Below are 26794 nucleotides of genomic sequence, written 5' to 3'. Positions count from 1 at the left end.
TGCTCTCCGGAGCCATGGTCACCGGCGCGCTCTCCACACAGGCCGCCACCGCGCGGCCCTTTCCCGCGCCACCGTTGACAACGATGTCCCTGCCGTCGCCGCCCGGCCAGGCGAACGTGCGCGTCCTGGTCTTCCACGGGTCGGCCGCGGGCGGTGACGAGTCACCGGTCGTGAACGCCGGCATCGAGGCCATCGAGAAGATCGGCCAATCAGGACCGGCCGCCCAGCGGTTCAAGATCGAGGCGACCGACGACCCCGCCGTCTTCACGAACGAGGCCAAGCTCGGCAAGTTCAACGCCGTCGCCTTCCTGACCGGCGGCGGCGACGTCCTCGACCCCGAGCAGGAGGCAGGCCTTGAGGCCTACATGGAGGCGGGCGGCGGTTTCCTCGGCATCCATGACGCGGCCCGCGCCGAGCCGTACTCGACCTGGTTCACCGGTCTGATCGGGGCTCGCCCCGCCGACTCCAGCCCGACGAACGTGCAGCGCGCCACCGTCGAGGTCGGCGACCGGGAGAATCCGGCCACCAAGGATCTTCCGCTCCAGTGGAAGCGCCCCGACCAGTGGCTGAACTGGACGAAGAACCCGTCCGGCGAGGTCCACACCGTGGCCCGCGTGCGCGAGTCGACGTACCAGCCTGGCGAGAGCAAGAACGGCGCGGACCACCCGATCTCCTGGTGCCGTGACTACGACGGCGGACGCGCCTTCTACACCGGGATGGGCGGCATGGCGGCCTCGTACGACGAGACCGACTTCCGCCAGCACCTGCGCGGCGCCCTGAACTGGACGACCCGCATCTCGCGCGCCGACTGCAAGTCGACCATCACCGCCAACTACAAGGCGCAGCGCCTGACCCAGGCCAACCAGCCGGGCCAGAACGACCAGATCGGCGAGCCGCACGGCCTGGTCACCGCGCCCGACGGACGGATCTTCTACATCGGCCGCGGCGGCGCCGACTCCTCGCAGCCGGTCATCACCGACTGGAACAACCCGGACATCGGCAAGGGCAAGGGCGAGATCCACGTCTACGACCCCAAGACCAAGAAGTCGACGCTCGCCGGGGCGCTCACCGTCTTCGGCAACAAGGGCGGCGGCGATGAGCTGATCAAGGTCGAAGAGGGCCTGCTCGGCATCGAGCTGGACCCGAAGTTCGAGCAGAACGGCTGGGTGTACCTGCACTACACACCCCACTCGAAGATCAACCGCGAGACGCACATGGCCGAGCGCTACGTCTCGCGCTTCACGCTCGACCAGACCACGAACAAACTGGACCTGGCCAGCGAGAAGGTGCTGCTCAAGTGGCCCGTCCAGATCCACAGCTGCTGCCACGCGGGCGGCGGGATGGCCTGGGACTCCAAGGGCAATCTCTACATCGCGACCGGTGACAACAACTCCTCGCAGTTCAGCAACGGTTACTCGGGCAACAACCCGCAGCCCAACTTCAAGGGCGTCTCCTTCGCGGACGCGCGCCGCACCGCGGGCAACACCAACAACCTCAACGGCAAGATCCTGCGCATCCACCCGGAGGACGACGGGACGTACACGCTCCCGACGGGCAACCTCTTCACCGGCAAGGAGCCGGACGAGGGCGGCGGCAAGACGCGCGGCGAGATCTACGTGATGGGCGTCAGGAACCCCGCGCGCATCTCCGTCGACAAAAAGACCGACACCCTCTACGCGGGCTGGGTCGGCCCGGACGCCGGTGAGCCGTCGACGACGTGGGGCCCGGCGAAGTACGACACGTTCGCCGCGATCACCCACGCCTCCAACCGCGGCTGGCCGTACTGCATGGGCAACAACCAGCCCTACCGCGACCGCAATCTGCCGGACCCGACGAAGCCGCTCGGCTGGTACGACTGCAAGAACCTCAAGAACGAGTCGCCCAACAACGACGGCCTGGTGAACATCCCGCCGGCCGAACCGAACAACATCTGGTACTCGCCGCAGGGCGGCGGCGTCGACTACCCGCGCGACGCGAACGGCGTCCCGAGCTACAAGACGTCGGAGCAGAAGACGCTCCTGCCGTGGCTCAAGGGCGGCGGCCAGGCCACGATGAACGGACCGGTGTACCGCTTCGACGCGGCCAACACCAGTGCGGACAAATGGCCTTCGTACTGGGACGGCAAGTGGTTCGTCGGTGACTTCTACGACGCCGACCAGCCACGGCACGCGGTGATCATGGACCCGAAGACGGTCGGCAGCGGCGGTCTGCCCACGCACGCCGAGTCCCTGAAGAAGATCATCCCGATCGGCAATGACGGCATCAAGAACCTCATGGACTGGAAGTTCGCCCCCGACGGCTCGCTGTACGTACTCGACTACGGCCGCGGGTTCTTCACCTCGGACTCCAAGTCGGCGCTGTGGCGCGTCACTTACTCGGGCGGCGAGGCCACACCTGCCGCCAAGGACCTGGCAAGGAGGGCGGGATGACTTTGCCCGCGGTGCGCAAGCGAAGACTCTGGACGGCGCTCTTCGCGTCGCTCCTGATGGTGCTCGGCCTGACGTCGACGGCGGCGAGCCAGCCCGACAACCCGGGCCGGGCAGCGGCCCAGACGCTGACCTGGACGGCGAACAACGCGATCGACAAGTACGCGTCCGCGCCCACCACGGCGGTCGCGGGCGCCACGACGATCGTCTTTGAGAACAGTGAGGCCACCGGCAACGACACCGGCATGCCGCATACGCTGACGTTCGACGTCTCCGACCCGGAGTACAACAACGACGTACCGCTGAACATCCTGGCCAACCCGAACGACGACCAGGGCGGCAAGCACACGGCGGAGGTCACCCTCTCGCCGGGCCGTTACCGCTACCACTGCACCATCCCCGGCCACGGCTCGATGCAGGGCATCCTCGTGGTGACCGAGGGCGGCGGCGAGGACACCACCGCTCCCGAGACCGCCGCGAAGGTCGAGGGACAGACCAACTCCGATGGCGCGTACGTCGGTTCGGCCACCGTCGCGGTGACGGCGACCGACGCGGGTTCGGGCGTCGACAAGACGGAGTACGCGGTCGGGGCGGACGGCGCCTGGCAGCCGTACACCGCGCCCGTGGTCGTCGACCAGGTCGGCACCCACAAGATCCGCTATCGCGCGAGCGACAAGGCGGGCAACGTGGCGGCGGAGAAGGCCGTCGACTTCACGGTGGTCGCGCCGGACACCGACGACAAGACGCCCCCGGAGACCTCGGCCACGGTGACCGGCGAGAAGAACGACAAGGGCGAGTACATCGGGATGGCGACCGTCACCGTGACGGCGTCCGACACCGGTTCCGGTGTCAACAAGATCGAGTACGCGGTCGGTGACGGCGGCGAGTGGACGGCGTACACCGCGCCGGTCATGGTCCACGCGGCGGGCGCGCACAAGATCCGTTACCGCGCTTCCGACAAGGCGGGGAACCAGGCGGCGGAGAAGGCCGTCGAGTTCACCGTGGTCACGCCCCCGGTCGAGGACAAGACGCCGCCGGAGACCACCGCGAAGGTGGAGGGCGACAAGAACTCGGACGGCGCGTACGTCGGCAAGGCGAAGGTGAGCGTCACCGCGACCGACGCCGACTCCGGTGTCGACAAGGTCGAGTACTCCCTCGACGGCGGTCCGTACCTCGCCTACGCCGACCCGGTCGTCGTCGACCGCGTGGGCCGGCACACGGTGGCGTACCGCGCGAGCGACAAGGCGGGCAACACCTCGGCGGCCAAGGACGTCTCGTTCACGGTCGCGGAGGGCGGCGGGGTTCCGTCCCCCAACTGCGCCGAGTACGACGAGCGGTTGACGGTGATCGTCGGCACGATCGACACGGGCATCCCGAACCGGGTCACGAACAACCGGTGCCGCATCAACGAGATGATCGAGGACGAGAAGGAGTGGACCTCGCACGCGCTCTTCCTGAAGCACGTCAAGAGCGTCACGGACAAGCTCCTCAAGGCCGGTGAGATCGACCAGCGCGAGTACAACAAGATCAACAAGGCCGCCAAGCAGTCCGGCATCGGCAAGCCCGGCCAGACCGAGGGCTACAGCAAGATCTTCGACGGCACCCAGGCCTCCCTGAACAAGTGGGAGCAGGTGGGCGGCGGCAAGTTCGGCCTGAACGCCGACGGTTCGATCACCAGCAGCACCACCGTCGAGGGCATGGGCATGCTGTGGTTCCCGCAGCGCAAGTTCGGCGACTTCTCGCTGAAGCTCCAGTGGCGGGACGACGCGCCGGGCAACGGCAACGCCAACGGCGGTGTCTTCGTGCGCTTCCCGCAGGTCCACGACCACCCGGAGGAGTCACGTCCGGAGTGGGTCGCCATCAAGTACGGGCACGAGATCCAGGCGCTCGACAGGCCTGACGGCGACATGTACAAGACGGGGTCGGTCTACGGCTTCGACCGGGTGGGGCTCGCCGGCGCCGGCGTCACCCCGAAGGGCACGTGGAACGACTACGAGATCCGGGTGGTGGACCAGCACTACTCGATCTACCGCAACGGCGTCCTGATCAACGAGTTCGACAACACCGGCGGTCAGGAGTTCACGCCGCCGCGTGGGGACGACCCGGGCACGGACGGACGGCGGTACTCGTCCGGCTATGTCGGGGTGCAGGTCCACGGGGTCACGGACGTGATCTCGTACCGGGACATCCGGGTCAAGGAGCTGTAGTCATCCCGGCTCTCCACGGCTGATCGCATCCCACTGCGGCGCCCTCGCCCCTGTCCGGGGCGAGGGCGCCGTTGCCTGTGGCGGAGGGACGGATGAGCCGGTGGACGCCCCGATTGTGGGCACTCTCCTCCGCGCTACTCCTCGTGCCTGGCCCGGCTCGGCTGCACCCGCTTCGGCTCGCCCGGCATCTTCGGGTACTCCGGCGGATAGGGCATGTCGCCGAGGCCGCGGTCCTTCTCGTCGCGGTCGGCCTGTTCGAGGAGCGCGTCCAGGGAGAAGGCGTGTTGGTCCATGTCCGCGTGTACGTCGCCGACCTGGGCGAACCGCTCCGGCATCGTGCCGATGTCGAAGTCCCGCGGCACCGCGTCGTCGACCTCGTCCCAGCGCAGGGGCGCGGAGACCGGGGCGTTCGGGCGGGGCCGCACCGAGTAGGCGGAGGCGATCGTGCGGTCGCGGGCGGTCTGGTTGAAGTCGACGAAGATCCGCTCGCCGCGCTCCTCCTTCCACCACGCGGTCGTGACCGCGTCCGGCATGCGGCGCTCCAGTTCGCGGCCGCAGGCGATCACGGCCCGTCGTACGCCGGTGAAGTCCCAGCGCGGTTCGATCGGCACGAAGACGTGCATGCCGCGTCCGCCGGACGTCTTGGGCCAGCCCTTGAGGCCGAACTCGTCCAGGACCGCGCGGAGTTCGTGCGCGGCCCGGACCGCGTCCGCGTAGTCCGTGCCGGGCTGCGGGTCCAGGTCGATACGGAGTTCGTCGGGGTGGTCGGTGTCCTCGCGCCGTACCGGCCAGGGGTGGAAGGTGAGGGTGTTGAACTGGGCGGCCCAGATGACGGCCGCGACCTCCGTGGGGCACATCTCCTCGGCCGTGCGGCCGCTGGGGAAGGCGATGGTGGCCGTGGGGATCCAGTCGGGGTGGGTCTTGGGGATGCGCTTCTGGTAGAAGAAGTCGCCGGTGACCCCGTCCGGGAAGCGCTGGAGCGTCGTGGGGCGGTCGCGCAGGGCGCGGACGATCCCGTCGCCGACGGCGAGGAAGTAGCGGGCGACGTCCAGCTTGGTGAAGCCCGGCTCCGGAAAGACGACCTTGTCCGGGCTGGAGAGCCGCACCGTCCGCCCGCCCGCGTCGAGCTCGACCGCTTTTCCACCCATGCGGCCACGCTAGGCGCAATGGAGACAAGTCGCATACCGGGCGGAGAGTGACGTATGGGGCCAGAATCGAGGCATGGATCTGCCGGTCATGCCCCCCGTCAAGCCCATGCTCGCCAAACCCGTGGCGAAGATCCCGCCGGGCATGCAGTACGAGGCCAAGTGGGACGGCTTCCGCGCGATCGTCTTCCGGGACGGCGCCGACCTGGAGATCGGCAGCCGTACGGGCAAGCCGCTGACCCGCTACTTCCCCGAGCTGGCCAAGGCCCTGCTCGACCGTCTTCCGGCCCGCTGCGTCCTGGACGGCGAGATCGTGATCGCCAGGGACGGGCGGCTCGACTTCGACGCGCTCACGGAGCGCATTCACCCCGCCGCGTCCCGGGTGCGGACGCTCGCCGAGCGGACCCCGGCGTCGTTCGTGGCCTTCGACCTGCTCGCCCTGGACGACGAAGCCCTCGTCGACACACCCCTCACCGACCGGCGCACACGGCTGACCGAGGCCCTGGAGGGCGTGAGCGCCCCCGTGCATCTCGCGCCCGCCACCATGGACCCGGAGCTGGCCCGGACGTGGTTCGAGCAGTTCGAGGGAGCGGGCCTTGACGGCGTCATCGCCAAACCGCTCGACCTGCGCTACCGCCAGAACGAACGCCTCATGTTCAAGATCAAGCACGAGCGCACGGCGGACTGCGTGGTCGCGGGCTACCGCTTCCACAAGAGCGGCCCCATCGTCGGCTCGCTCCTCCTCGGCCTGTACGACGACGGGGGCACCCTGCAGCACGTCGGCGTCTGCGCCGCCTTCTCGATGCAGCGGCGCGCCGAGCTGGTGCAGGAGCTCGAGCCGCTGCGGATGGAGTCGGACGAGGGGCACCCCTGGGCGGCCTGGGCGGACGAGTCGGCGCACGAGACGTCGCGGATGCCGGGCGCGCCGAGCCGCTGGTCGGGCAAGAAGGACCTGTCCTGGGTGCCGCTGCGCCCCGAGCGCGTATGCGAGGTGGCCTACGACCACATGGAGAACGGTCAGCGCTTCCGGCACACGGCGCGCTTTCGCACCTGGCGACCGGACCGTACCCCTGACAGCTGTACGTTCGCCCAGCTGGAGGAGCCGGTCCGGTACGACCTGGCGGATGTGCTGCGCTAGCGGGCGTCAGCCGGTCACGCGGCGTACTGGCTGTCCGGGCGTGCGAGACCGTAGTGGTCGCGCAGGGTCGTTCCCGTGTACTCGGTGCGGAACAGGCCGCGGGCGCGCAGGATCGGTACGACCTGGTCGGCGAAGAGGTCGAAGCCGTCGGGCAGCCCTGGTGGCATGACGTTGAATCCGTCGGCGGCCCCTTGCTCGAACCACTCCTGGATCTGGTCGGCGACCTGCTCGGGCGTGCCCGCGATGACACGGTGCCCACGGGCCCCGGCCAGACGGTGCAACAGGCCCCGCACGGTGGGCTGTTCGCGGTCGATGATGTCGAGGATCACCTGGAAGCGGCTGCCGTTGCCGCGCTCGCCGCCGGTCTCGATGAGCTCGCGGGGCACGGGACCGTCCAGCTGCTCGGCGGTGAGACGCAGGCCGAGCATGCGGTGCAGGAGCTGCAAGGAGTACGCGGGCTGGGTGAGTTCGTTGTACTCGTCGTGCAGGGCGCGCGCCTCGGCCTCCGTGGAGCCGATGATCGGGCTGATGCCGGGAAGCACGAGCACCTTGTCCGGGTCGCGCCCGAGCCCCGCGACCCGCTTCTTGAGGTCGGCGTAGAAGTCCTGGCCGTTGCCGAGCGTCTGGTGCGCGGTGAACACCGCCTCCGCGTGGCGCGCGGCGAAGGCACGGCCGTCCTCCGACGAGCCCGCCTGTACGTAGACGGGGCGGCCCTGCGGTGTGCGCGGGGTGTTGAGCGGACCGCGGACCTTCAGGTGCGGCCCTTCGTGGTCGATGGCGTGGATGCGGTCGGTGTCGGCGAAGAGCCCGCTCTTCTGGTCGGCGACGAGCGCATCGTCCTCCCAGCTGTCCCAGAGCTTGGTGACGACATCGAGGAACTCCCGTGCCCGGTCGTACCGTTCGGCGTGCACCGGGTGCGCGTCGAGGCCGAAGTTCAGGGCGGCCTGCGGCGCTCCGGTGGTGACGATGTTCCAGCCCGCACGGCCACGGCTGAGGTGGTCGAGCGAGGCGAAGAGGCGGGCCAGGTTGTACGGCTCGCTGTAGGTGGTGGACGCGGTCGCGATGAGGCCGATGCGCCGGGTGACGGCGGCGATCGCCGAGAGCCAGGTGAAGGGCTCCAGGCGGAAGCGGCTCGCGTAGCGGACGTTGTCGGCGAGGGCCGGGCCGTCGGCGAAGAAGATCCCGTCGAAGGTGGCGGCCTCCGCGCGCCGTGCGAGGTCCTGGTAGAACTCGATGTCCAGGATCCGCGCGGGGTCGAAACCGTGGTGGCGCCAGGCGGCCTCGTGGTGCCCGCCGGGGTAGACGAAGAGATTGAGGTGCAGCTCGCGGCGGCTCATGCGGGGCTCACCTCCGCGGCCCGCCCGCCACGGGCGGGGGCATCGCCGACGGGGCTGCCGTCCGCCGGGGTGACGGACGCACGGGCATTACCCGCGGCGCCGGCGCCCGCCGGGCCGACGGCCACCGCGTCGGCGGGACCGCCCACCGCACCGCGATCCCCGTCCGTCCGGTCGGCGCGTTCCGCCGGGCCGTGATCCGGCGCAGGGGCAGCGCCGTGCCGGGCCGGTTCGCTACCGGCCGGCTCGTCGCCGTCCGCTCCGACCCCCAGCTGCCGCAGCAGCCTCCCCCGCAGCGCCGCGTACGCGGGACTCCCCTGGCCTCGTGGAGCGGGAAGCTCCACCCGTACGTCGGCCGCGATCCGCCCCGCGTCCAGGACGACCACCCGGTCGGCGAGTGCGATCGCCTCGTCGACGTCATGGGTGACCAGGAGCACGGCGGGGCGGTGTGCCTCGCAGAGGCGTCGCAGCAGGGCGTGCATGCGGAGGCGCGTGAGCGCGTCAAGGGCGCCGAACGGCTCGTCCGCCAGCAGGAGTTGAGGCTCGCGCACCAGGGAGCGGGCGAGCGAGACCCGCTGCTGTTCGCCGCCGGACAGGTCCGCGGGCCAGGCGTCCTCGCGGCCCGCCAGACCTACCTCGGCGAGCGCCGCGCGGCCACGCTCCCGCGCCCCGGGTCCCGCCAGACCAAGGACGACGTTGTCCAGGACCCGCTTCCAGGGCAGCAGCCGCGCGTCCTGGAAGACGACCGAGACATCGCCGGGCGCGGACAGCTCTCCGCTGCCCTCGACCTCGTGGTCGAGCCCCGCGAGTGCCCGCAGGAGCGTGGACTTCCCTGAGCCGCTGCGGCCCAGGAGCGCCACGAACTCGCCTGCGCCGATGGATAGTTCGAGACCGTCCAGGATCTTCCGGTCGCCGAAGGAGCGGACGAGCCCCTCGATGCGGACGGTTGCGTCGATGACGGCGGCCGCGTCGACGACAGCCGCTTCGCCCGCGTCCGTCAGCCCGCCAGTGTGCGTCGCCATGACAGCGCCTTCCTCTCCACGAGCCGGACGAGTGCGTCCGAGATGAGACCGAGGAGGCCGTACACGACGAGGCCGACGATGATGATGTCGGTCTGCCCGTAGGTGCGGGCGAGCTCCATCATGTAGCCGATGCCACTGGTCGCGTTGACCTGCTCGACCACGACGAGCGAGAGCCACGCCGCGGTGACCGCGAACCGCATGCCGAGCAGGAAGCCCGGCAGCGCCCCCGGCAGGACGACGTGCCGCACGAACCCGGTGCGCGAAAGCCCTACGGTTTCGGCGAGTTCGGCGTACCGGCCGTCGATGGTCCGAAGGCCGTTGTGGGTGTGGATGTAGACGGGCACGAACACGCCGAGCGCGATGGTGATGACCTTCATCGACTCGCCGATGCCGAACCAGAGGATGAGCAGCGGGATCAGCGCGAGCGACGGGATGGCCCGCTTGATCTGCACGGGTCCGTCGATGATGCCCTCACCGATCCTGCTGAGCCCCGCGGCGATCGCGAGGGCGAGCCCCGCCGCCGTGCCGAAGAGCAGCCCGAACAGGGCCCGTTCGGCGGAGGTGGCGAGGTTCGACTGGAGCCGCCCCTCGGCGATCAGGTCGCCTGCGGTGCTCACCACGGTCCAGGGAGCGGAGAGGTTGCGGGCGTCGATGAACCCGGCGGCCGACCCCGCCGACCAGAGCGCGAGGAGCAGCAGGGGACCGATCGCCCAGCCGTACGGGACGGGGCGGCCGGGGCCGAGCCTGCGGCGCCGGGGCCTGCGGCGCGCCTGGGCCACGGGTTCGGTACGGGTGACGTACTTGGTCAGAGCGGGAGCATCGACGCTCATGTGCCCTCCCCCTCACCGGACTTGATGGCATCCGCGGCGACCGACTCGTACCGCCGGTCGAAGAGGACCTCCGCGTCGAAGGACTCCTTGCCGGTCTCCTTCGCCAGCAGATCGACGGTCTTCTGCTGCCGCGCGATGGCGGCGGTCCAGTCGGCCGGGATGTCGGGGTGGCCGATTCCCTTGACGAGATACTTGCCGTCCTCGCGGGTCAGGCCCTGGTCCTTGACGTAGTACCCGTCGATCCACTGGTCGGGGTGCTGGTCGGCCCATTCGGCGGCCCGCGCCCAGTACTTCACGAACTCCCTGATGGCCGCGGCCTTCTGGGGATCCTCCACCGACTCGGTCGGCACCCACAGATGGCCCGGGTCGTCCCTCAGGCCGTGCTGGATCGTCTTCGCGCCGTCCTTGCCGTACTTCGCGGGATAGCGCTTGATGTTGACCCCACCGAGCGGCGCCGCGTCGACCTGGCCGTTGCCGAGCGCGGACGGGTAGACGTCGCCGGTGCTCGGCAGTTCGACGAGTTCCACGTCGTCCTTGGCGAGTCCCGCCTTGGCGAGGATCCGCAGGACGAGTGCGCCCTGCGCCTGCCCCGGGCTGTAGGCGATCTTCTTGCCGCGCAGGTCCTTCAGTGTGTCGATGTCCGCGCCGGGTGCGATTCCGATTTCGTACGTGGGGTGCTTCAGCGGGTCCTTGCGGAATTTGGCCGCCACCAGTTTTGTGTCGAGTCCCGTCCAATGCGCGTGAATGGACGGGATTTCAGCAGCGGAGCACACGTCGAGGGAATGCGCCCTGAATGCCTCGGAGCACTGGGGGCCACCGCTGATGTTGGCCCATTTCACCTTGAAGGGCAGCTTGCCGAGCTGTCCTGAGAGTTTCAGGGCGACCTGGGCGTCCGGCGCTCCGACGGTGATGGTGGTGTCCGGATCCGCTTTCTCCGGGATCTTGGCGGAGACCTGCTTGGCGTCGACCGTCGTGGTCGACGAGGTGTTGTCGGCGCATCCCGCCAGGAGCAGCGGGGCGACGAGGGCAGCGCCGAGCGCTGCCCGTTTGTGTGTGGGCATGGGCTCTTTCCCGGGAGTGCGGACGTGCACGGAAGAAGGAGAAGCCTGGAATTCCGAGACTTCCTACGAGATACGTTCCGAGCGTCAGCTACACAGAGCGGTGGCGACGCGCATCAGATCAACAGCGCGCCGCTGCTTGAACCGCCGGGATATTCGCATGGCGTCGAAACTAGCCACGGCGCCAAGAGAGGGTCAAGTCATCTCACGCGCCCCGGCTTTCCGGAAACGCAGCCTTCGCACTCCGGCCATACGCACGTCACACCACCGCCCGGCACCCCTGCCGGGAACGCATTCACGCCAATGTTCGGCCGTGCGGCCTCGCGCCGCTTCCCCGTCACGGGCGCCGACCGTAAGCTCCCTCGCCTGATACGGGAGTTACTTACGGTAAGGGGGACGGTTCATGGGGTGTTCGGGAGCTGCGGGCAGCACGAGGCGGACGTTCGTCGCGGGGGCGGCCGCGGCGGGCGGCATGGCGGCCCTCGGGGCGGGAGCGCTGCCCGCGGCGGCCGACGACCGCGCCCCGCGGGCGGATCCGGCGCGGCAGTCCGTGGCCGTGCTCGGCGGCGGTGTCGCCGGTCTCACGGCGGCCCATGAACTGGCCGAGCGCGGCTTCGCCGTCACGGTCTACGAGCGCAGGGCGCTCGGCGGCAAGGCCCGCAGCATGGACGTACCGGACAGCGCGAAGGGCAACCGCAGGCCGCTGCCCGGCGAGCACGGGTTCCGCTTCATCCCGGGGATCTACCACAACCTCCCGGACACGATGCGCCGCATCCCTTTCCCCGGGAACCCGAACGGCGTCTGGGACAACCTCGCGGCGCCGCGCGAGATGTCGTTCGCGCGCACCGGGCGCGAGGACATCCGGATGCCGATCCCGTGGCCGGGCAGCGAGCCGGAGAAGCTCACCCTGGACGATCTGGCGCGGGCGCTCACCGCGCTCCTGGACACCGCCTTCAACCTCCCCGCGCACGAGGTCGCGTACTTCGTGAACCGCGCCCTTGTCTTCCTCACCAGCTGCGACGAGCGCCGCGACGACACCTGGGAGGCGATGCCCTGGTGGGAGTTCGTGCGCGCCGCGAAGATGTCGAAGGACTACCAGCGCATCCTCGCGATCGGCGTCACCCGCAACATCGTCGCCACCAAGGCCGAGGAGGCGAGCACCCGCACCGTCGGCACGCTCGGCGAGGCCTTCGTCTTCAACGCGCTCGGCCAGGGCGCCGACGGCCCGCCGGACCGGCTGCTCAACGCGCCGACGAACGAGGCGTGGATCGATCCCTGGGTGACCCATCTGAAGTCGCTGGGCGTGGAGTTCCGCATGGGCTGGAACGTGCGGCAGCTGGGCTTCGCCGGTGGCCGGATCACGAAGACCGTCATCGAGGATCCCGACGGCGTACGCCACGACGTCACCGCCGACCACTACATCCAGGCCATGCCGGTGGAGCACGCGCGCAGGACGTGGAGCGCGGAACTGAAGGCGGCCGACCCGCAGTTGGCGCGCTGCGACAAGCTGGAGACGGACTGGATGACGGGCATCCAGTTCTATCTGACGGAGCGCCCGCCCGTGGTGAAGGGCCACTTCAACTGCATCGACTCCCCCTGGTCGCTCACCGGCATCGCGCAGGCGGGCCACTGGCCGGACCGTGACTTCCCCGCGGAGTACGGCGACGGCGTCGCGGTCGAGTGCCTCTCCGTGGACATCTCCGAGTGGGACAAGCCGGGGATCCTCTACGGCAAGACCGCCAAGCAGTGCACGCGCGACGAGGTCGCCAAGGAGGTGTGGGCGCAGCTCAAGGCCGCCCTCAACGACACCGGCAAGGTGGTCCTGAGCGACGGCAAGCTGCACTCGTGGTTCCTGGACCCGGGCGTCGACGGCATCGGGACACCGAACCCGACCAACGAGGACGAGCTGCTCATCCACCCGGTCGGCACACTCCACAACCGCCCGTCGGCCGCCACGAAGATCCCCAACCTCTATCTGGCGGGTGACTACGTGTCCGTGCCGATCGACCTCGCGACCATGGAGGGCGCCAACACATCGGCGCGCCAGGCGGTGAACGCTCTCCTGGAGAGGGTCGGTTCGGACGCCGCACCGTGCACGGTCGCCTCCTTGTTCCGCGCCCCCGCGATCGAGCTCCTCAAGCGCCATGACCGCACCCGCTACCGGCTCGGCCTGCGCAACGCCCTCGACCTGGGGTGACGGACTCAGGGGCGCGAGGACCGAGGGTCCGCGGGACGGGAGAGCAGGGGCAGACGGGGTAGAGAGCCAGTATGGGAACGGGAGCAGGAACGCGGACACGACGCATGACGGTGGCGGCGGTGGCGGCCGTCGCCGCCCTGGGCCTGGTGCCCGGCTGCACCCTGAGCGACACCAGGGGTGGCGACGGGAAGGCGGACCCGGGTGGGCGGGTCCTCGCCGTGAAGATCGACAATGTGGGCCCGGCCCGCCCGCAGACGGGCCTGGACGCGGCCGACGTCGTGTACGCGGAACAGGTCGAGGCCGGGCTGAGCCGCCTGATGGCGGTGTACGCGGGGCGGCTGCCGCCCGTGATCGGACCGGTGCGCAGCGCGCGGGAGACGGATCTGGAGCTGCTGCGGCAGTTCGACGATCCGGCTCTCGCGTTCTCCGGGGCGCAGTCGAAGCTCCTGCCGCTGATCTCGGCGGCTCCCCTGCGACCGCTCTCGCCCGGCAAGGCGCCGGGCGACGCCTACTTCCGCAGCGGCGCGAAGCCGGCCCCGCACAACCTCTTCGTACGTCCCAAGGCGCTCGACGCCGATCTGGGCAAGGGGGGCCTGGAGAGCACGGGCTTCCAGTTCGGTCCGCGTCCCAAGGGCGGCACCCCGGAGCGTGAGCGCACGGTCCGCTTCCCCGCGGCACGGTTCACCTTCACCTGGTCGGGCGAGCAGGATCGCTGGCTGGTCTCCATGGACGGCACGCGGGCGCGCACGGCCGACGGCAAGCAGCTGGCCGCCTCGACGGTCGTCGTGCAGTACGTGAAGGTGCGCGAGTCCCGCTTCCACGACCGCTCGGGGAACAACACGCCGTTCACCGAGACCGTCGGCTCGGGGAAGGCACGGGTCCTGCGGGACGGCCGTGCCTACGCGGCGCGCTGGGAGCGGTCGTCCCAGCAGGACGGCACGGAGTTCACGGCGGCGGACGGCGGTGAGCCGCTGCCGTTCGCGAAGGGCCAGGTGTGGGTGGTGTACGCGAAGGCGTGAGGGCCCGGCCGCGGTCTCTGCGGTCTCAGCCCCGGGGGGCGGCGAGCTGCTCGGCGGGGTTGCGGAGGTCCTCCGCCGCGTCCGAGACCCGCTGGATCAGGTCGAAGAACAGGGTCTGCTCGTCCGCGGAGAGCGGCCCGAGGAAGACCTGGTTCATCCGGGCCGTGCGCACGGTCAGCTTGCGGTGCGTGCGCTTGCCCTCGTCCGTGAGGTGCAGCAGATACCGGCGGCCGTCCTGCGGGTCGCGCACCTTGTCGAGCAGCTCGCGGCGCATCAGGCGGCTGATGACCTCCGCGATGGTGGACCGGTCGAGGCCGACCCGCTCGCCGACGGTGCGCTGGTCAAGGCCGGGCTCGGCGATCAGGGCGTTCAGGACGGCGAACTGCGGCGAGGTGATCTCCTCGGAGACCATCGTGTTCCACAGCAGATAGTGCGCCTGCTGCAGCCGCCGGGCCAGGTGCCCGGGGTGGGTGGTCAGGTCCACCGCGGCCATGAGTTCCTCCACTGCCTCGCGTGCCTCGCGCACGGATTTTTCGTAGGTGCACTGAACAGTACTCGCCCTTGACGGCTTAGGGAACGAGTGGCAGCGTAAGTTCAACCTCGCAGAAATAGTCAGTGCCCTGATTAATGTGCGGGGCATGGACGGGGCATCGAAGGCCTGGAAGAGATGAGGCTCGACGGATGGACAAGGTGGTGGCCTCCGCCGCCGACGCGGTGGCGGACGTGCCGGACGGCGCGTCGCTCGCGGTGGGCGGGTTCGGTCTCAGCGGTGTGCCCGGCGTGCTGATCGGGGCGCTGTACGAGTCCGGGGTCTCGGGTCTGCGGGTGGTGTCCAACAACTGCGGGGCGATGGAGTCGGGGCTCGCGGTGCTGCTCTCCGCGGGCCGGATCGCGCGGGTGACCGGGTCGTACATCGGCGCCAACAAGGAGTTCGCCCGCCAGTACCTGGGCGGTGAGCTGGAGGTCGAGATGATCCCGCAGGGCACGCTCGCCGAGCGGCTGCGCGCCGGAGGGTGCGGGATCCCCGCGTTCTACACGCCGGCCGGGGTGGGCACGCAGGTCGCCGACGGCGGGCTGCCGTGGCGCTACGACGGCTCGGGCGGGGTGGCGCTCGCATCCCCGGCCAAGGAGGTGCGGGAGTTCGACGGCGAGGAGTACGTCCTGGAGCGCGGCATCCGGACCGACTTCGCGCTGGTGCGGGCCGCCAGGGGCGACCGCCACGGGAACCTCGTGTTCAACAAGTCCACCCGCAACTTCAACCCCCTCGCCGCGATGGCGGGACGGATCACCGTCGCCGAGGTGGAGGAGCTGGTGGAGCCGGGCGAGATCGACCCCGACGCGGTACACCTGCCGGGGATCTACGTACAGCGGGTCGTCGAGCTGACCCCGGAGCAGGCAGTGGACAAGGGCATCGAACGGCGCACGGCCTCCGCGCCCGCGGCACGAGGGACGGTGAGCGGCTGATGGCCTGGACCCGTGAGCAGATGGCCGCACGCGCCGCACGCGAGCTGCGCGACGGTCAGTACGTGAACCTGGGCATCGGACTGCCCACCCTGATCCCCAACTACCTCCCCGAGGGCGTCGAGGTGGTCCTGGAGTCCGAGAACGGCATTCTCGGCGTGGGCCCCTACCCCACGGACGCCGAGGTCGACCCGGACCTGATCAACGCGGGCAAGGAGACGGTCACCGTCCGGCCCGGAGCCTCCTACTTCGACTCCGCGCTGTCCTTCGGGATGATCCGCGGCGGCCACATCGACGTCGCCGTGCTCGGAGCCATGCAGGTCTCCGCGCGCGGGGACCTGGCCAACTGGGCGATCCCCGGCAAGATGATCACGGGGATCGGCGGGGCGATGGACCTGGTGCACGGGGCGCGCACGGTGATCGTGGCGATGACGCACACCGCCAAGGACGGCTCGCCCAAGATCCTTCAGGAGTGCGCACTGCCGCTGACCGGCCGGGCCTGCGTGAACCGGATCATCACCGACCTCGGCGTCCTGGACGTCACCGAAACCGGCCTGGAACTGGTCGAGTTGGCCCCCGGGGTCACCACGGCCGAGGTCATCGCCAAGACCGCCGCCACGGTCCACATCCCCGAAGCCGTCTGTGCCGCCATCCCCGAAGGAACCCCGTCATGAGCCTGCGTGACGTCTACATCGTCGACGCCGTACGCACCCCCGTCGGCAAGTACAACGGCGCACTCGCGGGCGTCAGGCCCGACGACCTCGGCGCCCACGCCATCCGTGAACTCCTCGCCCGTACACCGGACTTGGATCCCGCACTGATCGGCGACGTCTACTTCGGCAACGCCAACGGCGCGGGCGAGGAGAACCGCAACGTCGGCCGCATGGCCGCCCTGCTCGCGGGCCTGCCCGTGACGGTGCCCGGCGTGACCGTCAACCGGCTCTGCGCCTCCGGACTCGAAGCCGTCATCCAGGCCGCGCGAGCCATCGCGCTCGGCGACGTCTCCATCGCCCTGGCCGGCGGAGTCGAGTCGATGACCCGCGCGCCCTACGTCCTGCCGAAGAACGACCGGCCGTTCCCCGCCGGGCACACGGAGCTGTACTCCACGACTCTGGGCTGGCGCATGGTCAACCCGAGGATGGAGCCGCAGTGGACGGTCCCGCTGGGCGAGAGCGCCGAACTCATCGCGGACAAGCACCGGATCACGCGCGAGCAGCAGGACGCGTACGCACTCGCCTCGCACCGCAAGGCGGCGCAGGCCCAGAAGGACGGCCTGTTCGACGCGGAGATCGCACCGGTCGCCGTCCCGCAACGCAAGGGCGACGCCGTCCTCTTCGAGCGCGACGAGTGCGTACGCGCCGACGCGTCCCTGGAGGCGATGGCCCGACTCAAGCCGTCCTTCCGAACCCCCGACGGCACGGTCACGCCCGGCAACGCGTCGCCGCTCAACGACGGCGCCGCCGCGCTGCTCCTGGTCGACGAGGAAGGGCTCAGGGCTACGGGCCGCGAGCCGCTGGCCCGTGTCTCGGCGTCCGCCGTGTCCGCGATCGAGCCGCACCACTTCGGGCTCGCACCGGTCGAGGCCGTCGACCGGGCGCTCACGAAGGCGGGCAGGTCCTTCGGTGACCTGAGCACGCTGGAGCTCAACGAAGCGTTCGCCGCACAGGTGCTGGGGTGCGTGGCCGAATGGCCCGGCCTCGACCCGGACGTCCTGAACCCGCAGGGCGGCGCCATCGCGCTCGGTCACCCGCTCGGCGCGTCCGGCGCGCGGCTGGCCGGCACCGTCGCCCATCAGCTCGCCCGGCGCGGCTCGGGCACAGGCGTCGCCACCCTCTGCATCGGCGTCGGCCAGGGCCTCGCCCTGGTCCTCGAACGCTGAGCCGTCACCCCCCCCCCACCACCACCACCGTCGCCACCACGCCGTACTCACGGAGCCGAGACACATGCCCCTCACCGAACCCCTGCCCGACGGGCTCAGCCAGCAGGAGATAGACACGGAGGTCGCCAAGGCGCAAGCTGCCGCGGCGCCCGCCGATCACCCGCCGCGCGACTACCCCCCGTACCGCAGCAGCCACTTCCGCCACCCCAAGCAGCCGCTGATCCCGCTGCGCGACCCGGAGGCGGTGGAACTGAGCGGCCCCGCGTTCGGCGTCACCGACATCACGGCGCTCGACCGGGACCTGACCCGCCAGCACCTGGGCGAGCCGCTCGGCGAGCGGATCACCGTGTCCGGCCGTGTCCTGGACCGCGAAGGACGGCCGGTGCGCGGCCAGTTGGTCGAGCTGTGGCAGGCCAACGCGTCCGGCCGTTACGCCCACCAGCTCGACCAGCACCCGGCGCCGCTCGACCCGAACTTCACGGGCTTCGGCCGCTGCCTGACCGACGACGAGGGAACGTACTCCTTCACGACGATCAAGCCGGGCGCCTACCCCTGGCGCAACCACGTCAACGCGTGGCGCCCCGCGCACATCCACTTCTCGCTCTTCGGCGCGGCGTTCACGCAGCGCCTGGTGACGCAGATGTACTTCCCCGGCGACCCGCTGTTCGCCTACGACCCGGTCCTGCGCTCGGTCACCGACGAGTCGGCGCGAGCGCGCCTCGTCTCCGCCTACGACCACGATCTCTCCACCCCCGAGTGGTCGCTCGGCTACCGCTGGGACATCGTCCTCGACGGCCCCTCCGCGACGCTCTTCGAGGAAGGCGAGAACCACTGATGTCGTACGCTCCGACTCCCTCCCAGACGGTCGGCCCCTTCTACGGCTACGCGCTGCCCTTCCCGCGGGGCGGCGAGGTCGCTCCGGCCGGCCACCCGGACACGATCACCCTGCACGGGTACGTGTACGACGGCGCGGGGAACCCCGTGCCCGACGCCCTCATCGAGACCTGGCAGCCCGCGCCCGACGGCTCCCGCACGGGTGCGCCGGGATCGCTGCGGCACGACCCCGTCACGGGTGAGGTCATCGGCCGTGACGGACTCGCGTTCACCGGGTTCGGCCGCGTCCCGACCGACGCGGACGGCCACTTCACCGTGCGTACGCTCCCGCCGGGCGGTGTCTCGTACATCGCGGTCGCCGTCTTCGCGCGCGGTCTGCTCCACCACCTGTACACGCGCGCGTACCTGGTCGACGAGCCGGGCGACGCGCTCCTCGCCTCCCTCGACCCGGCGCGGCGCACGACGCTGATCGCCCGCCCCGAGGCGAGCCACACGTACCGTTTCGACATCCGCCTTCAGGGCGAGGGCGAAACGGTGTTCCTGGAGTTCCAGTGAGTCTTGAAGGTACCGACGTCGGCCTGCTCGCCCCCGGGCGGGCGGGCACCCCGGCCGAGGCGGCAACCGGCGACACCGCGTTTCTGCAGGCGATGCTGGACGCGGAGGCCGCGCTGACACGGGCCCAGGCGACGGTCGGCCTGGCCCCGGCGGAGGCGGCCACGGCCGTCGCCGAAGCGGCCCGCGGCGACCGTTTCGACGTACGCGACATCGCGCTCCGCGCGCGATCCGGCGGCAACCCCGTGATCCCGCTGGTCGCGGACCTGACGGCGGCGGTGCCCGCGTGGGCGGCGCCCTACGTCCACCGGGGAGCGACCAGCCAGGACATCATGGACACGGCGATGATGCTGGTCGCGCGGCGCACGCTGGACCTGATCCTGGCTGACCTGACCCGCACGGAGGCGGCACTCGCACTCCTCGCCTCGGAACACCGGGACACGGTGATGGCAGGGCGCACCCTGACGCAGCACGCGGTCCCGACGACGTTCGGCCTCAAGGCGGCGGGCTGGCGCGCGCTGGTGCTCGACGCGCGGGACAGGGCACGGGCGGTGCGTGCCGCGCTTCCGGCTCAACTGGGCGGCGCGGCAGGCACGTTGGCCGCATTCGGGGCGTACGGGTCCGACTCGGCGTCGGGGGCGTTCCCGGAAGCGGGCGACTCACCATCGCAGGCCCTCCCGGACGTGGGCGACTCACCATCGCAGGCCCTCCCGGACGTGGGCGGGCTCGGGGAGAGCCTCGTCGCGGCCTATGCCCGCCATCTCCACCTGGCCGAACCCGCCCTCCCCTGGCACACGCTCCGCACCCCGGTCGCCGATCTCGGCGCCGCCCTCGCCTTCACCGCCGGAGCCCTGGGCAAGGCGGCCACGGACGTCCTCACCCTCAGCCGCACGGAGCTCGCCGAGGTCTCCGAAGGAGCGGGTGGCGGCTCCTCCGCCATGCCGCACAAGGCGAACCCCGTCCGCTCCACGCTCATCGCGGCCGCCGCCCGGCGCTCCCCCGGCCTGGCGGCGGCGCTGCACGCGTCGATGGCCGCCGAGGACGAACGCCCTGCGGGCGCCTGGCACGCGGAGTGGGAACCCCTGCGCGACCTCCTGCGCACGGTCGGCGGCGCGAGCCTCCACGCGGCGGAGCTCACCGAGAACCTCCGGGTCCACCCGGACGCGATGCGCCAGCACCTCGGCCTCACCCACGGGTTGATCGTCTCCGAACGCCTCACGGCGGAGCTGACCCCGCTCCTGGGCAGGGCCCGCGCGAAGGAACTCCTCACGTCGGCGGCCCTGCGCACCCGGGACGAGGGCAGGTCCCTCGCGGACGTCCTCGGCGAAGAGCCCGGTCTCTCGGCCGTCGACCTCACCGAACTCACCGACCCCACCCGTTACACCGGCTCCGCCGGAGCCCTCACGGACCGAGCCCTGGAGCGACGATGACCGGCAAGCTGCCGCACCACACCACCGAGGGCGCGCCGACCGCACCCCCTCTCCTCCTCGGCTCCTCCGTCGGCACGTCCACCGCCCTGTGGGACGCCGTGGCACCCGAACTCTCCAGCTCCCACCGGGTCATCCGCTGGGACCTGCCCGGCCACGGCACGTCATCCGCCGACCTGATCGGCCCGGGGGCCACCGTCGCCGACCTGGCCGCGCTCGTCATCGCGCTCGCCGACTCCCTCGGCATCGACCGTTTCGCGTACGCGGGTGTCTCCCTCGGCGGCGCCGTCGGCCTGCACCTGGCCGCGCACCGCCCGGAGCGGGTGGAGAGCCTCGCCGTGATCTGCTCGTCGGCGCACTTCGGCGGCAGCGCCCGCTGGGAGGAGCGCGCGGCACTCGTACGCCGCGAAGGCCTCGCCGACCTCGCCCTCAGCGCGCCGGACCGCTGGTTCACGCCCGGGTTCACGGTCCCCCGCCTGGTGGACGACCACCGCAGCACCGACCCCGACGCGTACGCCGCGTGCTGCGACGCCCTGGCGGCGTACGACATCAGGGAGTCGCTCGCGACGATCACCGCGCCCACGCTCGTCGTCGCGGGCCGCGAGGACCCGGCCACGCCGCCCGCCCACGCGCGGGAGATCGCCGACGCCGTGCCGGGCGCCTCCCTCACGGAGCTGGCGGGCGCATCGCATCTGGCGCCCGCCGAGCGGCCGGAAGCCGTGGTCGCCGCGCTGCGCACGCACCTGACGGGAGCGGCCGCGAGCGGGACGGCCGTGCGGCGAGCGGTCCTGGGCGACGCGCACGTGGACCGCGCGCAGGGGAACACCACGCCCTTCACGGCCCGCTTCCAGGACTTCATCTCGCGCTACGCCTGGGGCGAGATCTGGACCGACCCCACCCTCGCGCATCGCGAGCGCAGCATGATCACCATGACCGCCCTGGTCGCGCACGGGCACTACGACGAGCTGGCCATGCATGTCCGTGCGGCCCGCCGCAATGGGCTCACGCCCGAGGAGATCGGGGCGGTACTGCTGCAGACGGCCGTCTACTGCGGCGTCCCGGCGGCCAATTCGGCGTTCGCGGTGGCGCAGCGGGTCCTGGCGGAGGAGTAGCGGTCATGGGCACCCTTTAGGCTGCTGCTGATCAGGGGGTCAGGGGAGAGCAGGGGGGGCACGTGGCGATGAACGACGCGACTGAGGTGTTCCAGCCGTTGCAGGCGGACGATCCGCCCGTGGTGGCCGGCTACCGCATCGCCGCCCGGATCGGCGCGGGAGGCATGGGCCGGGTCTACCTGTCGCACACGCAGGGCGGCCGCCCGCTGGCGATCAAGGTGGTGCGGCCCGAGCTGGCCGACGACCCGGCCTTCCGGCGGCGGTTCAGCCGGGAGATCAAGGCGGCCCAGCGGGTCCGGGGCGCCTACACGGCCGAGCTGATCGACGCCGACGCGGACGGCGTACCGCCCTGGCTGGCGACGCTGTACGTGCCCGGTCCCTCTCTGTCGGATGCGGTCGCCCGGGGCGGGCCGCTGCCGGTACCTGCCGTGCTGTGGCTGATGGCGGGGGTCGCCGAGGCGCTGCAGGCCATCCACGGCGCGGGGATCGTGCACCGTGACCTGAAGCCCTCGAACGTGCTCCTCGCCGCCGACGGGCCGCGCGTGATCGACTTCGGCATCTCGCTGGCCTCGGGCGCAACCTCCCCGCACACCGCCACGGGCAGCGCCATCGGCACCCCCCAGTTCATGGCTCCCGAGCAGGCGTCCGTGGGCGAGGTCACGGCGGCCACCGACGTCTTCGCGCTCGGCCAGACAGCGGCGTTCGCGGCACTGGGCGAGCCGCTGTACGGGGACGGGCCCTCGGTCAGTGTGCTGTACCGGATCGTGCACTCGGAGCCCGATCTCTCCCTGCTGCCCGCGCAGTTGCGGCCGCTGTTCGCCCGGTGCCTGGCCGCCGATCCGGCGGAGCGGGCCACCCTGGCGGAGATCGTCGACTGGTGCAGGCAGCGGCTCGGCGGGGACGCCGACGCGGGCGCGGGGCCGGCCGTCTGGCGGGAGGTCACCGGGCCGGAGGTGTCGGTTCCTGCGCCGCTCCCCCACCCCACGCGGATGCACACGCAGCCGTTGTTCGCGCCGCCGCGGCCGACCGTGCCCACGGGGGCGGACGAGCGGCGGGCCCGCCGAAGACGCAACGGGCTCATCACGGGCATCGTGACGGGGAGTGCGCTGCTGGTGCTCGGCCTGACGTGGACGGTGATGGACGCGACGGATCTGCTGCGCCACCGGGACACGTCCGCGAAGTCCGGTTCGGCGGCGTCCGAGCGGTCCTCGGGATCCGGCGCGGCATCCGGGTCGGCATCCGGCGGGTCTTCGGGGGACGGCGAGAGAGCAGCGACCGGCGAGGGCTCGGGCACCGGCGACAAGAGCGACGGAGCGGCAGGCGCGTCGCGCCCCTCATCGGGCTCTTCGTCGACCGCGACCACCCCGCCGCAGGCCGTCGCGTACCCCCAGGAGTGGTTCGACGAGAAGAACTCCGTGAGCCTCAGGGAGCCGGTCGACCGCAAGGACCGCAAGGGCGACATCCGCTTCGTCTGCGGGGAGAACAGCTGCGCGCTGGAGAGCGACAAGAGCGTGATCACCTTGCTGTACAGCAAGCCGGGGGCCACCCTCGAATCGTGCCGCACCGTCCTCCAGGGCGCCGACAGCCACGACCTCCCGCTGGCCGCGGTGGCGGCCGGCAGCGAGATCTGCGTGAAGAACCCCGCCGGAGACATCGCCCTGCTCGTGGTCCAGGTGAAGTCGACCGCACTGCCGAACGGCGGGTTCAGCTTCCTGAGCGCGGACATGACGGTCTGGCGGGCTTCGTAGGACTTACGGGGAGTCTCTAGGTGGCGCTCCGCTCGCTCGCCTCGCGATAGCGCCGTTCCATCTCGTCGATGTACGCGTCGTCGCCCGGCCGCCCCGCCCGCAGCAGGCGCCACCACTGCTCGATGCTCCAATTGGCCGGTTCCGTCGCCCCGATGAACTCCTCGACGAGCGAGAGGAAGCGCGCGGGGTCGGCGTGAAAGGGGAAGTGCCCGGCGTCCGGGAAGATTTCGAGGCGGCTGCCGGGCATCGCCTCGTGCGCGGTGAACGCGTGGTCGACCGGCAGGACGCCGTCCCGGTCGCCCCAGACGAGGAGCGTGGGCATGCCCTGGGCGAGGTAGCAGCGGTCCAGCATGGTGACCACCTGGCCGCGCCAGTCGACGACGGACCGCAGGGTGCGGATGAACGCGGCCCGCGCCCACACGTCCGGCAGCGCGCCGACCAGGCCCATCAGTTCGGGGGCGTCCCGCCCGAGACCGGTGTCGAGCAGCCGGAGCAGCGCGACCACCGCCCGCACCGGCACATCGGCACCGGGCAGTCCGAGCAGGGAGAGCAGCAGCGCGGCGCCGGGCAGCGAGACGCCCCGCAGCACGGGGGTGACCTGCGGTCCGACGCCGCCCGTGCTCACCAGGACGAGCCGGTCGACGCGTTCGGGGAACTGGTAGGCGAACTGCATGGCGACACCGCCGCCGAACGAGTGCCCGACGAGGGTGACCCGCTCGACACCGAGCACGCCGAGCAGGTCCCGCACTCCGTTGGCGTACGCGGCCACCGAGTAGTCGGCCCGTGGCTTCTCGGATGCGCCGTGACCGAGCAGGTCGGGGGCGATGACCGTGTGGCTGCGGGCCAGTTGGGGGATCAGCGGGGACCACGTCGCCGATGAGTCGCCGATGCCGTGGATCAGCAGAATCGCCGGTCCCTCACCGGCCACGCGGTACGCGCGCCGGTAGCCGTGCACGGTTCGGAACTGCAGCAGGGCCCCGCTCTCGTCGCCGGTGGGAAGCCGCCTGGGCTGGAAGGGCAGGATCCGCGCCATGGGCCGGAGTGTAGGTGGGCGGTGCGTTGGGGTGGTTTCGGATGGGTTTCGGGTGGCGCAATACGGGCTCCGCCGCCTCACCGGCGGGCCGGACGTGCGCTGACGCGTGGTGCGAGCGGCGCTCTCCCGGGCGGGCTCTCCCGCGCGGGACCCTCACCTCGCCCGCACGCTCTGCCCGCGCAAACGCATCACGTACGCGTGATCGAAGGGTGGCAGTCGCGCCATCTCACCGCCGGTCACCCAGGTGACACATCTGGCGGGTTAAGTTACTTGGTGACCATGCGAGTTACGCGGCCACGTGAGGAATTTGCCACTGTGACGGGAGCCGGAGTGCGCAGGCGGGTGCTGCCCGCGGCGCTGCTCGCCGTGCTCCTGGTGATCGTCCAGTTCTTCGCGCACGGGGTCAACGAACCCGCGTCCGGCGCGGAATCCCGCATCCCACCGGCCACGGCACCGTACGCGCACTGCGGCGACGACACGCACCCGGCGGAGAGCTCCGAGCGCTTCCAGGCGCGCGGCCGACCGCACTGCCGCGACCTCACCCCCGACACGGCCCCGCATCTACAGGCCCACGCCGTCACGGCCGCGGACGACGGCACGCCGGCGCAGCGCCCCGTCGCCGCCGCCCACCACGAGACGAGACCAGCGGGCCGCGAGCTTCCGGCCCTGCTCCAGGTCTTCCGCTGCTGATCGGTTCCTCCGGCACGGCCGTGCCGCCAGGCACACGCGTCCGACGCTTCCGACGCGTCCGCCGGCCGGACCCGAACACCGGTCCACGTCACACCGATGCGCCCCCCACGGCGCTCAGGAGTCAACCGACATGCAGCCTTCCCCTGTCTCCGTACTCGACCGCGCCCGCTCCCTGCTCAGGCCGCCCGACAGCGCGCGGCACGATGTCGCCGCCTCCGTGGTCGTCTTCCTCGTCGCCCTGCCCCTGTGCGTGGGCGTGGCCGTCGCCTCCGGAGTGCCCGCCGAACTCGGCCTGATCACCGGCATCGTCGGCGGTCTGGTCACCGGCCTGCTGCCCGGCAGCAGCCTCCAGGTCAGCGGTCCCGCCGCGGGACTCACCGTCCTCGTCCACGAAGCCGTGCGGGAGTACGGTCTCGCGGCGCTCGGCGCCCTCGTGCTCGTCGCCGGGATCCTCCAGCTGGCCATGGGAGCCCTCCGGCTCGGCCGCTTCTTCCGCGCCATCTCCGTGGCCGTCGTCGAGGGCATGCTCGCCGGCATCGGACTCATCCTGATCGCCGGGCAGTTGTACGCCATGGCAGACCGTGAAGCCCCCGCGAGCGGCCTCGACAAGATCGCCGGGCTGCCGGGGATGCTCACCGGGATCATCGGCTCACAGCGCGCCCTGACCGCCTTCGCGCTCGGCCTCGGCACCATCGCCGTGCTCGTGTGCTGGCACCGGCTCCCCGCGAAGCTCCGCGTGGTGCCCGCACAGCTCGCCGCCGTGGCGCTCGCCACGGGTGCCACGCTGCTCTTCTCCCTGCCGGTGGCGACGGTCGAGGTGCAGGGGCTCATCGAGGCGGTCCGGATGCCGGACGCTGCCGTCTTCGGGGATCTGCTGAGTCTCGGCGCGATCGGCACCGTCCTCGCCTTCGCCCTGATCGCGTCGGCGGAGAGCCTGTTCAGCGCGGCCGCGGTGGACCGCCTGCACGACGGCCCGCGTACGTCGTACGACAAGGAACTGATCGCGCAGGGCGCGGGCAACACCGTGTGCGGGCTGCTCGGCGCCCTGCCGATGACCGCCGTCATCGTCCGCAGCTCGGCCAACGTGCGGGCGGGCGCACGCACGAAGGCCTCCCGCGTCCTGCACGGCGTCTGGCTGCTCCTCTTCGCGGCGCTGCTGCCCGCCGCGCTCGCCCTCATCCCGGTCGCGGCGCTGGCGGGCGTGCTCGTGCACGCGGGCTGCAAGCTCGTCCCCGTACGGCAGTTGGCGGAGCTGTGGCGCGAACACCGCGGTGAGGCGGTCGTCCTGGCCGTGACGGCCGCGGCGATCGTCACGGTGAACATGTTCGAGGGCGTCCTCATCGGTCTCGCCCTCGCCGTCATGAAGACCGCGTGGGAGACCTCGCACGTGCACGTGGAGGTCGTCGACAAGGGCGCGGGCCCGATCCGCGTCCACCTGACGGGCAATGCCACGTTCCTGCGCCTCCCCAAGCTCCTCGACGCGCTCGAGGCACTGCCCCAGGACCGCCCGATCGACCTCGACCTCACGGACCTGCGGCATCTGGACCACGCGTGCCGTACGTCGCTGGAGAACTGGGCGGAGCGGCACAGTGCGGAGGGCACCGATCCGGTGCGGGTGGCGTCCGGGACCTGACGGTGTCACCGACCCGCGCCGGACGGCTCGGCCAGAGCCCGTCCGGCGG

The 26794-nt window shown here is 71.2% G+C and carries 21 protein-coding genes and 1 pseudogene; 15 read left to right on the top strand and 7 right to left on the bottom strand.

Annotated elements, in window-relative coordinates; all coding sequences use genetic code 11:
• Positions 1 to 14 precede the first annotated feature (14 nt).
• Positions 15 to 2429: a ThuA domain-containing protein gene (locus tag AC07AG_RS09175; RefSeq protein WP_478753959.1), complete on the top strand. Its 2415-nt coding sequence runs from the start codon at positions 15 to 17 to the stop codon at positions 2427 to 2429.
• Positions 2426 to 4633: an OmpL47-type beta-barrel domain-containing protein gene (locus AC07AG_RS09170; protein ID WP_478753366.1), complete on the top strand. Its 2208-nt coding sequence runs from the start codon at positions 2426 to 2428 to the stop codon at positions 4631 to 4633. The genes AC07AG_RS09175 and AC07AG_RS09170 overlap by 4 nt, the downstream gene beginning before the upstream one ends.
• Positions 4634 to 4767: 134 nt before the next feature.
• Here the strand turns inward: AC07AG_RS09170 and ligD are convergent, their stop codons facing one another.
• Positions 4768 to 5781, bottom strand: coding sequence for a non-homologous end-joining DNA ligase (gene ligD, locus AC07AG_RS09165; protein ID WP_478753365.1), 1014 nt, complete (start codon positions 5779 to 5781; stop codon positions 4768 to 4770).
• 73 nt (positions 5782 to 5854) lie between these two features.
• On the opposite strand from ligD, the gene AC07AG_RS09160 reads away from it, so the two are divergent.
• Positions 5855 to 6916, top strand: a complete 1062-nt coding sequence (locus AC07AG_RS09160; RefSeq protein ID WP_478753363.1) for an ATP-dependent DNA ligase — start codon at positions 5855 to 5857, stop codon at positions 6914 to 6916.
• Between the two features lie 14 nt (positions 6917 to 6930).
• On the opposite strand, the gene AC07AG_RS09155 is transcribed toward AC07AG_RS09160, so the two are convergent.
• From AC07AG_RS09155 to AC07AG_RS09140, 4 genes and pseudogenes are all read right to left on the bottom strand, one after another.
• Positions 6931 to 8253 (bottom strand): LLM class flavin-dependent oxidoreductase, encoded by a 1323-nt coding sequence (locus AC07AG_RS09155; protein WP_478753361.1) that lies wholly within the window; start codon positions 8251 to 8253, stop codon positions 6931 to 6933.
• Between the two features lie 260 nt (positions 8254 to 8513).
• Positions 8514 to 9272: pseudogene (locus AC07AG_RS09150) on the bottom strand (ABC transporter ATP-binding protein); the annotation flags it as partial.
• Positions 9248 to 10102 (bottom strand): ABC transporter permease, encoded by an 855-nt coding sequence (locus tag AC07AG_RS09145; RefSeq protein WP_478753359.1) that lies wholly within the window; start codon positions 10100 to 10102, stop codon positions 9248 to 9250. The pseudogene AC07AG_RS09150 and the gene AC07AG_RS09145, both read right to left, overlap by 25 nt.
• Positions 10099 to 11163 (bottom strand): ABC transporter substrate-binding protein, encoded by a 1065-nt coding sequence (locus AC07AG_RS09140; RefSeq protein WP_478753358.1) that lies wholly within the window; start codon positions 11161 to 11163, stop codon positions 10099 to 10101. Before AC07AG_RS09140 ends, AC07AG_RS09145 begins: the two co-directional genes overlap by 4 nt.
• A gap of 400 nt (positions 11164 to 11563) precedes the next feature.
• Between AC07AG_RS09140 and AC07AG_RS09135 the strand changes: the two genes are divergently transcribed.
• A complete protein-coding gene (locus tag AC07AG_RS09135; RefSeq protein WP_478753357.1) occupies positions 11564 to 13357 on the top strand; it encodes a hydroxysqualene dehydroxylase in 1794 nt (597 codons plus the stop codon).
• Positions 13358 to 13461: 104 nt separating this feature from the next.
• Positions 13462 to 14376 (top strand): DUF3048 domain-containing protein, encoded by a 915-nt coding sequence (locus tag AC07AG_RS09130; RefSeq protein WP_478753355.1) that lies wholly within the window; start codon positions 13462 to 13464, stop codon positions 14374 to 14376.
• Positions 14377 to 14401: 25 nt separating this feature from the next.
• On the opposite strand, the gene AC07AG_RS09125 is transcribed toward AC07AG_RS09130, so the two are convergent.
• On the bottom strand, positions 14402 to 14869 hold the full coding sequence (locus AC07AG_RS09125; RefSeq protein ID WP_478753957.1) for a MarR family winged helix-turn-helix transcriptional regulator: 468 nt from the start codon (positions 14867 to 14869) through the stop codon (positions 14402 to 14404).
• Positions 14870 to 15057: 188 nt separating this feature from the next.
• On the opposite strand from AC07AG_RS09125, the gene AC07AG_RS09120 reads away from it, so the two are divergent.
• The 8 genes from AC07AG_RS09120 (at position 15058) to AC07AG_RS09085 (ending at position 23389) form a co-directional block, all read left to right on the top strand.
• Positions 15058 to 15840: a CoA transferase subunit A gene (locus AC07AG_RS09120; protein ID WP_478753353.1), complete on the top strand. Its 783-nt coding sequence runs from the start codon at positions 15058 to 15060 to the stop codon at positions 15838 to 15840.
• On the top strand, positions 15840 to 16511 hold the full coding sequence (locus tag AC07AG_RS09115; RefSeq protein WP_478753352.1) for a CoA transferase subunit B: 672 nt from the start codon (positions 15840 to 15842) through the stop codon (positions 16509 to 16511). Before AC07AG_RS09120 ends, AC07AG_RS09115 begins: the two co-directional genes overlap by 1 nt.
• Before the next feature lie 2 nt (positions 16512 to 16513).
• On the top strand, positions 16514 to 17716 hold the full coding sequence (locus AC07AG_RS09110; protein ID WP_478753956.1) for a thiolase family protein: 1203 nt from the start codon (positions 16514 to 16516) through the stop codon (positions 17714 to 17716).
• Between the two features lie 64 nt (positions 17717 to 17780).
• Complete coding sequence (gene pcaH, locus AC07AG_RS09105) at positions 17781 to 18551, top strand: protocatechuate 3,4-dioxygenase subunit beta (protein ID WP_478753350.1); 771 nt, start codon at positions 17781 to 17783, stop codon at positions 18549 to 18551.
• Positions 18551 to 19105, top strand: a complete 555-nt coding sequence (pcaG, locus tag AC07AG_RS09100; protein ID WP_478753348.1) for a protocatechuate 3,4-dioxygenase subunit alpha — start codon at positions 18551 to 18553, stop codon at positions 19103 to 19105. The genes pcaH and pcaG overlap by 1 nt, the downstream gene beginning before the upstream one ends.
• Complete coding sequence (locus AC07AG_RS09095) at positions 19102 to 20532, top strand: class-II fumarase/aspartase family protein (RefSeq protein ID WP_478753346.1); 1431 nt, start codon at positions 19102 to 19104, stop codon at positions 20530 to 20532. The genes pcaG and AC07AG_RS09095 overlap by 4 nt, the downstream gene beginning before the upstream one ends.
• The gene (gene pcaDC / locus AC07AG_RS09090) at positions 20529 to 21641 is read left to right on the top strand and encodes a bifunctional 3-oxoadipate enol-lactonase/4-carboxymuconolactone decarboxylase PcaDC (RefSeq protein WP_478753344.1); all 1113 of its coding nucleotides are present in this window, start codon (positions 20529 to 20531) and stop codon (positions 21639 to 21641) included. The genes AC07AG_RS09095 and pcaDC overlap by 4 nt, the downstream gene beginning before the upstream one ends.
• Before the next feature lie 68 nt (positions 21642 to 21709).
• On the top strand, positions 21710 to 23389 hold the full coding sequence (locus tag AC07AG_RS09085; protein WP_478753342.1) for a serine/threonine-protein kinase: 1680 nt from the start codon (positions 21710 to 21712) through the stop codon (positions 23387 to 23389).
• Positions 23390 to 23405: 16 nt separating this feature from the next.
• Here the strand turns inward: AC07AG_RS09085 and AC07AG_RS09080 are convergent, their stop codons facing one another.
• Positions 23406 to 24422, bottom strand: coding sequence for an alpha/beta fold hydrolase (locus AC07AG_RS09080; RefSeq protein WP_478753340.1), 1017 nt, complete (start codon positions 24420 to 24422; stop codon positions 23406 to 23408).
• 315 nt (positions 24423 to 24737) lie between these two features.
• On the opposite strand from AC07AG_RS09080, the gene AC07AG_RS09075 reads away from it, so the two are divergent.
• Positions 24738 to 25112 carry a hypothetical protein gene (locus AC07AG_RS09075; protein WP_478753339.1) on the top strand — a complete coding sequence of 125 codons (375 nt, stop codon included), beginning with the start codon at positions 24738 to 24740 and terminating at the stop codon, positions 25110 to 25112.
• Positions 25113 to 25242: 130 nt separating this feature from the next.
• Positions 25243 to 26745, top strand: a complete 1503-nt coding sequence (locus tag AC07AG_RS09070; protein WP_478753337.1) for a SulP family inorganic anion transporter — start codon at positions 25243 to 25245, stop codon at positions 26743 to 26745.
• Positions 26746 to 26794 lie beyond the last annotated feature (49 nt).

This window comes from Streptomyces sp. NPDC044044, from assembly GCF_056434405.1.
The sequence above is the reverse complement of the archived record's forward strand: the minus strand, read 5'-3'. Positions and strand labels throughout refer to the sequence as shown.